This window comes from Vibrio sp., assembly GCF_984391705.1.
In genome coordinates this window covers 1-10925 of the sequence record NZ_CFHWOM010000083.1, presented here as the reverse complement: position 1 = coordinate 10925, position 10925 = coordinate 1, and the positions used below count along the sequence as shown (strand labels likewise).

At 43.9% G+C, this 10925-nt stretch carries 12 protein-coding genes; 6 read left to right on the top strand and 6 right to left on the bottom strand.

What is annotated here, in order from left to right; translation table 11 throughout:
• Positions 1-200 precede the first annotated feature (200 nt).
• Positions 201-1490, top strand: a complete 1290-nt coding sequence (locus AC4MRV_RS20545) for a citrate synthase (RefSeq protein ID WP_491189161.1) — start codon at positions 201-203, stop codon at positions 1488-1490.
• An 80-nt stretch (positions 1491-1570) separates the two neighbouring features.
• On the opposite strand, the gene AC4MRV_RS20540 is transcribed toward AC4MRV_RS20545, so the two are convergent.
• Positions 1571-2329: a Nif3-like dinuclear metal center hexameric protein gene (locus tag AC4MRV_RS20540; protein ID WP_491189160.1), complete on the bottom strand. Its 759-nt coding sequence runs from the start codon at positions 2327-2329 to the stop codon at positions 1571-1573.
• A gap of 122 nt (positions 2330-2451) precedes the next feature.
• Here AC4MRV_RS20540 and AC4MRV_RS20535 point away from each other — a divergent pair, with 122 nt between their 5' ends.
• On the top strand, positions 2452-3201 hold the full coding sequence (locus tag AC4MRV_RS20535) for a DUF1853 family protein (protein ID WP_491189159.1): 750 nt from the start codon (positions 2452-2454) through the stop codon (positions 3199-3201).
• 58 nt (positions 3202-3259) lie between these two features.
• On the opposite strand, the gene pgm is transcribed toward AC4MRV_RS20535, so the two are convergent.
• Together pgm and seqA are read right to left on the bottom strand one after the other, a co-directional pair.
• A complete protein-coding gene (pgm, locus tag AC4MRV_RS20530; RefSeq protein ID WP_491189158.1) occupies positions 3260-4906 on the bottom strand; it encodes a phosphoglucomutase (alpha-D-glucose-1,6-bisphosphate-dependent) in 1647 nt (548 codons plus the stop codon).
• A 90-nt stretch (positions 4907-4996) separates the two neighbouring features.
• On the bottom strand, positions 4997-5536 hold the full coding sequence (gene seqA, locus AC4MRV_RS20525; protein WP_491189157.1) for a replication initiation negative regulator SeqA: 540 nt from the start codon (positions 5534-5536) through the stop codon (positions 4997-4999).
• Positions 5537-5628: 92 nt separating this feature from the next.
• Between seqA and AC4MRV_RS20520 the strand changes: the two genes are divergently transcribed.
• The 3 genes from AC4MRV_RS20520 to fldA all read left to right on the top strand — a co-directional run bounded on the left by AC4MRV_RS20520 (position 5629) and on the right by fldA (position 7284).
• Positions 5629-6393, top strand: a complete 765-nt coding sequence (locus tag AC4MRV_RS20520; protein WP_491189156.1) for an alpha/beta fold hydrolase — start codon at positions 5629-5631, stop codon at positions 6391-6393.
• A gap of 93 nt (positions 6394-6486) precedes the next feature.
• Positions 6487-6708, top strand: a complete 222-nt coding sequence (locus AC4MRV_RS20515; RefSeq protein WP_004413180.1) for a DUF2788 domain-containing protein — start codon at positions 6487-6489, stop codon at positions 6706-6708.
• A gap of 42 nt (positions 6709-6750) precedes the next feature.
• Positions 6751-7284: a flavodoxin FldA gene (fldA, locus tag AC4MRV_RS20510; protein WP_006879334.1), complete on the top strand. Its 534-nt coding sequence runs from the start codon at positions 6751-6753 to the stop codon at positions 7282-7284.
• Between the two features lie 43 nt (positions 7285-7327).
• On the opposite strand, the gene AC4MRV_RS20505 is transcribed toward fldA, so the two are convergent.
• Entirely contained in the window at positions 7328-7828 is a 501-nt protein-coding gene (locus AC4MRV_RS20505) for a DUF4442 domain-containing protein (protein ID WP_491189155.1), read from the bottom strand.
• A 199-nt stretch (positions 7829-8027) separates the two neighbouring features.
• Between AC4MRV_RS20505 and fcrX the strand changes: the two genes are divergently transcribed.
• Positions 8028-8477 carry a ferric iron uptake transcriptional regulator FcrX gene (gene fcrX / locus AC4MRV_RS20500; RefSeq protein WP_491189154.1) on the top strand — a complete coding sequence of 150 codons (450 nt, stop codon included), beginning with the start codon at positions 8028-8030 and terminating at the stop codon, positions 8475-8477.
• Positions 8478-8608: 131 nt separating this feature from the next.
• On the opposite strand, the gene glnS is transcribed toward fcrX, so the two are convergent.
• On the bottom strand, positions 8609-10279 hold the full coding sequence (glnS, locus tag AC4MRV_RS20495; RefSeq protein ID WP_491189153.1) for a glutamine--tRNA ligase: 1671 nt from the start codon (positions 10277-10279) through the stop codon (positions 8609-8611).
• A gap of 247 nt (positions 10280-10526) precedes the next feature.
• On the bottom strand, positions 10527-10925 hold a 399-nt coding region (locus AC4MRV_RS20490; protein WP_491189152.1), incomplete at its 5' end, for a glucose PTS transporter subunit EIIB.

The window sequence follows — 10925 nt, the reverse complement described above, 5'->3', positions numbered from 1 at the left end:
ACTATACGGCTGGCAACATTCTAATACAATTGATGTAACAATTTTTGCTACACAGCACAGATTTTTAACCTTACGTGTTCAAAAAATCATAACAAGTGCACACATCAGAGGAGAGAAATTGACTTTGATAACGAATCCACGTACAAAAATGTCACACAAAACATCCTGGACGGATTAATAATAAAACAAAGGAGATTGTTATGGCGGATAAGAAAGCTACCCTTCATGTTGAAGGTCAAGCGCCTATCGAGCTGCCAATTATGGAAGGTGCCCTTGGTACACCTGTAATTGACGTTCGTAAACTGGGAGCAAATGGATTCTTTACTTTTGACCCAGGTTTTCTTGCCACTGCATCTTGTGAATCTCAAATCACCTACATCGACGGCGGCAAAGGTATTCTTTTGCACCGCGGTTACCCAATTGATCAGCTAGCTAATAATGCTGATTACTTAGAAGTATGTTACATCCTTCTTTATGGTGAAGCCCCAACCCGTGAACAATATGAGCAATTCAAAACTACAGTAACTCGTCATACAATGGTCCACGAGCAAATCGCAAGCTTCTTCCATGGCTTCCGTCGCGACGCTCACCCAATGGCAGTTATGTGTGGTGTAGTTGGCGCTCTTGCTGCGTTCTACCACGATTCGCTAGACATCAACAATGATGAGCACCGTGAGATCGCTGCATATCGTCTACTATCTAAGATGCCAACACTGGCGGCAATGTGTTACAAATATTCAATTGGCCAGCCATTCATTTACCCACGCAACGACTTAAGCTACGCAGAAAACTTCCTACACATGATGTTTGCTAACCCATGTGAAGAGTACGAAGTAAACCCTGTTGTCGCTCAAGCAATGGACAAAATCTTCACGCTACACGCAGACCATGAGCAAAATGCTTCAACGTCTACAGTTCGTTTATCTGGTTCATCAGGTGCGAACCCATTCGCTTGTATCGCTGCAGGTATCGCTTCTCTATGGGGTCCTGCACACGGTGGTGCTAACGAAGCATGTCTGAAGATGCTTGAAGAAATCGGCAGTGTGGATAATATTCCTGAATATGTTGAACGTGCGAAAGACAAAGATGACCCATTCCGTCTAATGGGCTTTGGTCACCGCGTTTACAAAAACTACGACCCACGTGCTACGGTAATGCGTGAAACTTGTCACGAAGTACTGAAAGAGCTAAACATCAAAGATCCACTACTGGACGTAGCAATGGAACTTGAGCGTATCGCACTTTCTGATGATTACTTCGTATCTAAGAAACTATACCCGAATGTAGACTTCTACTCAGGTATCATTCTTAAAGCGATCGGTATTCCGGTATCAATGTTCACCGTTATCTTTGCAATCTCTCGTACTATCGGCTGGATTGCACACTGGAACGAAATGCACAGCGATCCACTAAACCGTATCGGTCGTCCGCGTCAGCTTTACACAGGTGAAGTACAACGTGACTTCCAGCCTATTCATGAACGTGAATAATCGCTAATAACTAACTAAAAGGGTTGATGTGCAAACATCAACCCTTTCTTTTATGTGTCGGATATTTAAATACTTTGTCCCTATACAGGGTTATCGATATCAATAAACTCAACATCTAAGCCATGTTCGTTTGTTAACCACTCACCTAACGCTTTCACGCCGTACCGCTCAGTTGCGTGATGGCCTGCGGAAAAATAGTGGATACCCATTTCACGTGCAGTGTAAGTTGTACGCTCCGAGATCTCACCCGAAATAAACGCATCTAAACCTTGCTGTACAGCCAGTTCGATAAAATCTTGCCCACCACCGGTACACCAACCGACGGTTTCGATCATCTGTTCAGCATTATCTGGCGCAATATGCAGAGGCTCACGCCTAAGTACTTGGTTAATCTTGTTAGCGAATTCAGCTCCTGTCATCGGCACTTTTAGTCGACCAAACATAGCAACAGATTGTGGGTGTCCTTCCATGCCACCTTCCATTTGAATATCCAACAGCCTTGCTAGTTCCGCGTTGTTACCTAGCTCTGGGTGGATATCCAACGGCAAGTGGTAGCCAAACAAGTTGATATCATTTTTAATCAAGGTACGAATACGCTTTCCCTTCATACCTCGGATAGGTTCAGGTTCACCCTTCCAGAAATAGCCATGATGAACTAACAGCGCGTCAGCATTGAGCTCAACTGCTTTATCAATTAATGCCTGCGAAGCCGTCACACCAGTTACGACCTTTGTAATCTGCTCTTTACCTTCAACCTGTAAACCGTTAGGTGCATAGTCTTTGATTAGCTGTGGCGAGAGCTTCTCGTTGAGGATTTTTTCTAATTGTAAGTTGTTCATGACAGCTTCCATCTAATTGCTAACATTACGCTTTATCTTAGTGAGCAAAGTGTATTCGAACCGTAGCAACCTTACCAGCACCTCGCTACAATAGTGGCGTTTGAGTAGATATAGGTTTAAGGATGAACGCTTTACAACGTTTTTATCACTGGGTCCATGAGACGCCATCGCTGTTTGAGATAACACCACCATTTGTCGACGTCAAAACGCTAAATATCACTCCTCTAAAGCAAGATGATTATCAGGGAAACCCTCGACTAGGATTCATCTACCAACACCTATGTACAGAGCTTTTAAGTAATAGTGCAAAATACTCACTGCTCGAAGAAGAGATTCAAATCAACAAAGCGTCAGGCCAAACCTTGGGCGCAATTGATCTGATACTGGAGAACCTTGAGTCACAGCAGAAAGAGCACTGGGAAGTCGCGATTAAATTCTATCTATTACATCAAGGTATTTGGTACGGACCGAATGCCCATGACCAACTAGACAAAAAACTCGCGAGAATGCTCTCTCATCAATTAAAAATGAGTAAATCCCCTGAGTTCCTTGAACAGTACCCCCACTACTCAGATCTCACTGAGCATCTGTTAATCCAAGGGCGCCTTTATATCAACCCATTCTCGCCAGAGACAATTCCGAAAGAGTGCTTAGAGCTTACAATAAACCCTAGCCAAATCACTGGCTATTGGTGCTACCTGAGTCAGTGGGAGCAGATTAGAGAACCACTCTATGAACTCGAAAAGCCACTTTGGGCTATCGGTTTGGCAGAGTTCAATAATCCAATCGACAAACCCAATGGACGATTTGTTCATGCTCAGACCCAAGGTGGTCAATTTTGGTTTGTTGTGCCTGATAGTTGGCCTAATTAAAAGGTATAAAAAAGGCTGACAATTTGTCAGCCCTTAATGCAACAGTTTATCGCCTAAATTACAGGCCTGCGTTAGCAAATACCTGATTTACGATCTCTTGCGCTTCTGCTTCGATCTGCTTTAAGTGCTCGGCACCTTTAAAGCTCTCGCAGTAGATTTTGTAGATATCTTCAGTACCCGATGGACGCGCAGCAAACCAGCCGTTTTCAGTGGTTACTTTAAGGCCGCCAATAGCAGCGCCATTACCCGGAGCATGAGTTAGACGAGCCGTAATTGCATCACCCGCGAGTGTCTCAGCCGTTACCATTTCAGCAGAAAGCTTAGACAACACGGCTTTTTGCGGGCCATTTGCTACAGCTTGAATACGGTTGTACTCAGACGCACCATGTTTCGCCGCTAGCTCTTCGTAGTACTCTTGTGGGTTCTTGCCTGTTACAGCAGTAATTTCAGCGGCTAGCAGACACAAAATGATGCCATCTTTGTCAGTTGACCACGGCGTACCATCTTTACGTAGGAATGAAGCACCCGCTGACTCTTCACCACCAAAGCCGAATTTACCCTCATAAAGACCGTCAACAAACCATTTGAAGCCAACTGGCACTTCACACAGTTCTCGACCAAGGTCTGCAACAACACGGTCAATCAGCGCACTTGATACCAAGGTCTTACCAACAGCAACGTCTTTACCCCAACCTTCACGGTGACGGTATAGGTAATCAATACATACTGCTAAGAAATGGTTAGGGTTCATCAGACCTTTTGGCGTCACGATACCATGACGGTCGTAATCTGGGTCATTACCAAACGCTAGGTCATACTCATCTTTTAGTGCTAGCAAACCTGCCATCGCGTAAGGAGATGAACAGTCCATGCGAACTACGCCATCTTTATCTAACGACATAAACTGGAATGATGGGTCGATGGCTTCGCTCACTAGCGTAAGGTCAAGATTGTACGCTTGGCCAATCTGGCGCCAGTAATCGATACCGCTACCACCAAGTGGATCCACGCCTAGTTTAAGGTTAGCTTTTTGGATCGCTTCCATATCGATAACATTGACTAGGTCATCAATATACGGCTTAACAAGATCAATCTGCATGAATAGCTCTGATGCTTTCGCCTGACCTAGTGGCATACGTTTTACGCCTTGCAAACCTTCTGCAATTAGCACGTTCGCTCGATCTTGGATCGCTTTAGTAAGCTCACCTTCCGCTGGGCCACCGTGAGTCGGGTTATATTTAATCCCGCCGTCTTGTGGTGGGTTGTGCGATGGTGTGATAACGATACCATCCGCTTTATCTTCATGCTGGAGGTTATATGTCAGAATTGCATGCGACACACCCGGAGTTGGAGTGTAGCCATTGTCTTTTTGCACAATAACTTGTACACCATTTGCAACCAAGACTTCCACTACACTAGAGAATGCAGGCTCAGACAATGCATGTGTATCTTTACCAACAAACAGAGGACCAGTTGTCCCTTTCTCAGAACGGACTTCTACAATAGCTTGAGCAATCGCTAAGATGTGGTTCTCGTTAAACGTGGATTTATCTGCTGTACCTCTATGACCAGAAGTACCGAATTCTACTTTGTGGTCAGGGTTAGCTGGATCAGGTTGAAGTAAAAAGTAGTTTGAAACTAAAGCCGGAATATTGTGCAGGTCCTGCTGTTGGGCTTTTTCTCCCGCACGAGGGTGCATAGCCATTTTGACATCCTTTCTTAAAATTATAGAAAATAAAAAAACCTCATAATACTGAAAGAGACTTGAGCATTATGAGGTTTTAATCAGACTTCTTTAAATTGAGTTAGCCACTTTTTCAGTTAAATCAGCCGGGAAATTCATTCTCACCATCAGCTGATCTACCATTTGCCTCTTGCGGCTAGTATTTGTATTAGTAATAACCCAAAACGGTGAACTCGGAATCGCTTTTGGTTTGGTCGTGTTACCGCTAGCAAGTAAAGTCTGCTCATCGTTAGCAAAGTAGACACGTTTACGACCTTTAACTTGCGTCGCTTCTGAAAAACCATTCGGGTCGATGCGATGAAGTGTCGATAGCACCAACATAAATCGATCAATCGCTTTTTTAAGCCCTGCAAACTCATCTGAAATCAATAAAGAGCGCATCTCTTTTACGCTATCTACTACTTCTTCTTTAACAGCATCACGGCTTACTACAATGCCTTTTGGCTCAACCGGAGTAACTGGTGCTGACTGCGGGTTTTGGCCATCGACATTCAACAGACGGCGCAAAATATCTGACGCACTCTCACCAATGTGTTGGGTTTGACTTGCGATGTAACGGTATAGATCCTCATCAACCTCAATTGTTTTCATTCGCTTTTCACAATCTCTATGTTTAAACTCTGGGAGATTATAGCGAGATCTTTAAAGAGACTCTACGGTTAACCTGCCACGAATAAAATAAAATGTCACAACAGCTCAACTACAAAGTGGAAGGCGAAGGCCATTCCATCATTTTGATCCACGGCCTCTTCGGCAACTTAGATAATTTAGGTCTACTTGCTCGTGATCTTCGCCAAGATTACCAAGTGATCAGCGTCGACTTACGTAACCATGGACAATCGTTTCAAAGCAACGAGCATACCTACGAAGCGATGGCGCAAGATCTTCTCCAACTTATCGACTCATTAACACTCAGCTCCTACTCCCTAATTGGCCACTCTATGGGAGGTAAAGTCGCAATGAAGCTTGCTGAACTTGATCAAAATAGAGTAAAACAAATGGTCGTTCTAGACATGGCTCCCGTTCAGTACTCTCAAAGTCGCCATGACAATGTGTTTGCTGGGTTAAAAGCCGTCGAAGCTGAAAAACCGACCACGCGAAAACAAGCATTGGATATCTTAGCTCAATATATTGAGATAGAGGGTGTTCGGCAGTTTTTAGGTAAATCTCTCTATAATTCAGGTGAGCACCTGAAATGGCGGTTTAACGTCGAAAGCCTATGGGATAACTATTGGGATATACTAGGCTGGAACCCGATTGAACAAACTTCTACTCCGACTCTCTTCATCAAAGGGGGAGATTCCGACTATTTAACGGCCGAGCATCAATCTCAAGTCCAAGCGCAATTTACGCAAGCAAAAGCACATGTTATTGCGAACACGGGCCATTGGCTACATGCAGAAAAACCAGCCGAAGTACTGCGAGCGATACGCAAATATCTCGCATAAAACATTATGAGAGATCAGTTACACTAAGCCCGTTAACTTTATCTACTAACAGTGGTATAGTTCGGCGCAAGTAATTTGGCATAAAGGGATTCCATGCTTTACGACTACATGAACATGCTCGAGTCTATTGGTCTCGATCTACTTTTTGCGTCTATCTTTTTCCTTATTGGTATGGCAATAAAAGATGTCTTAAAAGCGGGTAACGTCCCCCCTTTCGGTCGTCGCATTGTATGGTTAGTCCTATTCCTTGGCTGTGCTGGCTTTATTGCCAAAGGCATTATTCAGCTAAGCTGGGAAGGTGGTGGTATAGGTTGATAAACCCTAGCCACATCAGAAATGAGTAAAGGTAACGAATCTATGGCAAGTGTAGGCATCTTCTTTGGTAGCGACACAGGTAACACTGAAGCTGTTGCAAAGATGATTCAAAAGCAACTAGGTAAACAACTGGTTCACGTTCAAGATATCGCTAAAAGCAGCAAAGAAGACATCGATAACTTCGATCTTCTGCTTCTAGGTATCCCAACTTGGTACTACGGTGAAGCGCAATGTGACTGGGATGATTTCTTCCCTGAGCTAGAACAAATCGACTTCTCGACCAAGCTAGTCGCAATCTTTGGTTGTGGCGACCAAGAAGATTACGCAGAGTACTTCTGTGACGCTATGGGTACTGTTCGAGACATCGTAGAAGCGAAAGGCGGTACGATTCTTGGTTACACATCAACCGACGGTTACGAGTTTGAAGCTTCAAAAGGTCTAGTTGAAGGTGATGACAGCCAGTTCGTTGGTCTATGTATTGACGAGGACCGCCAACCAGAACTCACTGAAGAGCGTGTGAATAACTGGTGTAAACAGATTCATGAAGAAATGTGCCTAGCAGAGCTAGAAGACTAATTTCTTTAGAGCTTAATAAAAACCTCCGCTTGCGGAGGTTTTTTTATGCGGTTTGGCTTTCGCCCTCTTCGCGATATTTTGGCTTCTTACGAACGTAGAGCTTACGCTGAACTTCAGACACTACATTGCCATGTTTGTCTTTTACATGAATGACGAACTCAGGGAAGCACTTATCACCATTTGCAGTCTCACGTAAGATATCTTCTAGCTGATCCAATGGAACAATGAAATCCGCGTACAAATCACTTTGTCCTGGCTTAATAAAGTTGATACTCGCTTCTTTATCCCAGACAAAATACTGCTCACCTAGAATACCCATTAGCATTAGAGAGTAGACAGGATCCGTCAATGAGAAAATGCTCCCGCCATATTGAGTACGGTTAGCATTTTTATTCCACCAGCGTAGCTTTAGTTTCATTTTCACTTCACGGAAGTCATCGCTGATTGAAAGAATTTTTATGCCAGCTCCCCAAAAAGGTGGCCAACTATTTAACGCAAACTTAACGATCTTTGGCTTATAGATCTTGGACATCCAACTTCCCATTCAAATATCCCTAGATAAATATGAACAATGTTACACAATTGTAACTGGTTAGACCACTCATATCAGTGACCTAACCCCAGTTTACAAAATTTCTCTAGTAACCCTTTGAAGTTCGTGGTTTATTGTTCCTTACTAGTGCCCTATAATATTAGGAATATTGAATTCTGTTAACTATTGCAGATCATCAACAGGAAAGTATATGTCAGATAATAACCAAGCGCTTAAGGATGCTGGTCTTAAGGTTACCCTTCCAAGACTTAAAATTTTAGAAGTATTACAGCAGCCTGAATGCCAACACATTAGCGCTGAAGATCTCTATAAAAAGCTGATTGATCTAGGGGAAGAGATCGGTCTTGCGACTGTGTATCGCGTATTAAACCAATTTGATGATGCTGGTATTGTGACTCGCCATCACTTTGAAGGCGGAAAGTCTGTGTTTGAGCTATCAACACAGCATCACCACGATCACCTAGTTTGTCTAGACTGTGGTGAAGTCATTGAGTTTTCTGACGACATCATTGAAGAGCGCCAGAAAGAAGTTGCGGCAAAATATAACGTAACTCTGACTAACCACAGCTTATACCTATACGGTAAGTGCGCAGATGGTAGCTGCAAAGATAACCCAGACGCACATAAATCAAAGAAATAATATCTGAAAGATCGTCATATCAAAAAACGTCAGCCTCGGCTGACGTTTTTTGTATCTCTTTTAATACTCTATACAGAGACAATAAAAAAGCCAGTCGATATAACTGGCTTTTTAGCAGCTTCGATTAGCTATTATTTAGCTTCGATTTTCGCCCAAGTATCACGTAGACCTACAGTGCGGTTGAATACAAGCGCTTCTGGCTTCGACTCTTTAGCGTCAGCGCAGAAATAACCCATACGTTCAAACTGGTAGCCTTTCTCACCTTCTGCTTGAGCTAAGCTTGGTTCAACGAAGCCATTTAGCTTAACAAGAGAATCTGGGTTAATCGTTTCTGCAAAGTTATCCGCTGCTGCCGGGTTTGGCACAGTGAATAGGCGGTCATACAGACGAATTTCTGCTGGAAGACCTTTATCCGCAGATACCCAGTGGATTACCCCTTTCACTTTACGACCGTCTGCTGGGTTCTTACCTAGCGTCTCGTTGTCGTACGTACAGAAGATGGTTGTGATGTTGCCTTCTGCATCTTTCTCGATACGTTCAGCTTTGATCACGTATGCACCACGTAGACGAACTTCTTTACCAAGCACTAGACGCTTGTATTTCTTATTCGCTTCTTCACGGAAGTCTTCACGCTCGATCCAAACTTCACGAGTGAACGGAACCTCACGCTCGCCCATTTCTGGTTTGTTCGGGTGGTTCGCAACCGTTAGTGACTCAACTTTACCTTCTTCGAAGTTTTCAATCACAATCTTAACAGGATCAAGAACAGCCATTGCACGTGGTGCATTTTCATTTAAGTCATCACGAATACAAGACTCTAGTGAGCCCATTTCAATCATGTTGTCTTGCTTAGTTACACCAATACGCTTACAGAATTCACGGATAGAGGCAGGCGTGAAACCACGGCGACGTAGACCAGAAATGGTTGGCATACGTGGGTCATCCCAACCATCAACCAATTTCTCAGTCACTAGCTGGTTTAGCTTACGCTTAGACATTACTGTGTATTCAAGGTTTAGACGGCTGAACTCGTACTGACGAGGCTGACAATCAATAGTGATGTTGTCTAGCACCCAGTCGTATAGACGACGGTTGTCTTGGAATTCAAGCGTACAGATAGAGTGCGTAATACCCTCTAACGCATCAGAAATACAGTGCGTGAAATCGTACATTGGGTAAATGCACCATTTGTCGCCCGTTTGGTGATGCTCCGCAAAACGGACACGGTAAAGAACAGGATCGCGTAGCACGATGAAAGAAGACGCAAGGTCAATCTTCGCACGTAGACACGCTTTGCCTTCTTCAAAGCCACCGTCACGCATTTTTTCAAACAGCGCTAGGTTCTCTTCTGGCGTACGGTCACGGTATGGGCTTGGCTTACCTGGTTGGGTAAGTGTGCCACGGTACTCGCGGATCTGCTCAGGACTTAGCTCTTCAACGTACGCTAAGCCTTTGTTAATTAATTCCACTGCGTAGCCGTATAGCTTGTCGAAGTAGTTTGATGAGTAACATACATCACCACTCCACTCGAAGCCTAACCAGCTCACATCATTCTTAATTGACTCAACGTATTCAACGTCTTCTTTTTCTGGGTTTGTGTCATCAAAACGTAGATTACACTGGCCCTGGTAGTCCTGAGCAATACCAAAGTTCAAGCAAATTGACTTAGCGTGACCGATATGCAGATAACCGTTCGGCTCTGGCGGAAAACGAGTATGCACGCTTGTGTGTGTACCATCCGCTAAATCTTTATCGATGATTTGGCGAATGAAATTCGATGGACGAGCCTCAGCTTCACTCATCTATAGCACCTCAATTGTTGTAGTATTGTTCAGATAATTCTTTACTTTAACGGCATCATCAGCCGATAAGCACATAACGTCTAATAATCCACAATTCTGGTGGAATACACAACAATATCTCGATCGAAAACACCTTTTTTTTCGTTGTCTGGTTAAGAAGCTAGCATTGTTCGTCTCACGTTAGGCACCAAACGCAAAAAAGCCTCCCGAAGGAGGCTTTTATCACTTACTTATTAACCAGTGGCTATTAAGGAAGTTTTACATCAGATAGGTCTTCGTTAGCACCGATTGCTTTCATTTCGCCAGCAACGATTTCAGCTAGTGGACCAAGGATAACTTGAAGGTTGTTCTCACCTAGTTTAACTACACCCTTCGCACCAAGCTTCTTAAGTACAACTTCGTCAGCTACAGAGCGGTCTTTTAGAGTAAGACGTAGACGAGTGATACAAGCATCGATAGAAGTTAGGTTGTCATGACCACCTAGAGCTTTTAGGTATTGACGCGCTAGGTCACCGTTTTTCGCTTCACCAGCTGGAGCAGCACCTGCTTCTTCGTCGTCGTCTTCACGACCTGGCGATTTCAGGTTGAATGCACGGATTGCGAAGCTGAATGTGAAGAAGTATAGAGCACCGAAGCCTAGACCGAT

What these genes read in the sequence shown, in the direction of transcription:
- AC4MRV_RS20545 (WP_491189161.1), top strand. Translation starts at nt 201, where the DNA reads ATGGCGGATAAGAAAGCTACCCTTCATGTTGAAGGTCAAGCGCCTATC.
- AC4MRV_RS20540 (WP_491189160.1), bottom strand. Translation starts at nt 2,329, where the DNA reads ATGAACAACTTACAATTAGAAAAAATCCTCAACGAGAAGCTCTCGCCA.
- AC4MRV_RS20535 (WP_491189159.1), top strand. Translation starts at nt 2,452, where the DNA reads ATGAACGCTTTACAACGTTTTTATCACTGGGTCCATGAGACGCCATCG.
- pgm (WP_491189158.1), bottom strand. Translation starts at nt 4,906, where the DNA reads ATGGCTATGCACCCTCGTGCGGGAGAAAAAGCCCAACAGCAGGACCTG.
- seqA (WP_491189157.1), bottom strand. Translation starts at nt 5,536, where the DNA reads ATGAAAACAATTGAGGTTGATGAGGATCTATACCGTTACATCGCAAGT.
- AC4MRV_RS20520 (WP_491189156.1), top strand. Translation starts at nt 5,629, where the DNA reads ATGTCACAACAGCTCAACTACAAAGTGGAAGGCGAAGGCCATTCCATC.
- AC4MRV_RS20515 (WP_004413180.1), top strand. Translation starts at nt 6,487, where the DNA reads ATGCTTTACGACTACATGAACATGCTCGAGTCTATTGGTCTCGATCTA.
- fldA (WP_006879334.1), top strand. Translation starts at nt 6,751, where the DNA reads ATGGCAAGTGTAGGCATCTTCTTTGGTAGCGACACAGGTAACACTGAA.
- AC4MRV_RS20505 (WP_491189155.1), bottom strand. Translation starts at nt 7,828, where the DNA reads ATGGGAAGTTGGATGTCCAAGATCTATAAGCCAAAGATCGTTAAGTTT.
- fcrX (WP_491189154.1), top strand. Translation starts at nt 8,028, where the DNA reads ATGTCAGATAATAACCAAGCGCTTAAGGATGCTGGTCTTAAGGTTACC.
- glnS (WP_491189153.1), bottom strand. Translation starts at nt 10,279, where the DNA reads ATGAGTGAAGCTGAGGCTCGTCCATCGAATTTCATTCGCCAAATCATC.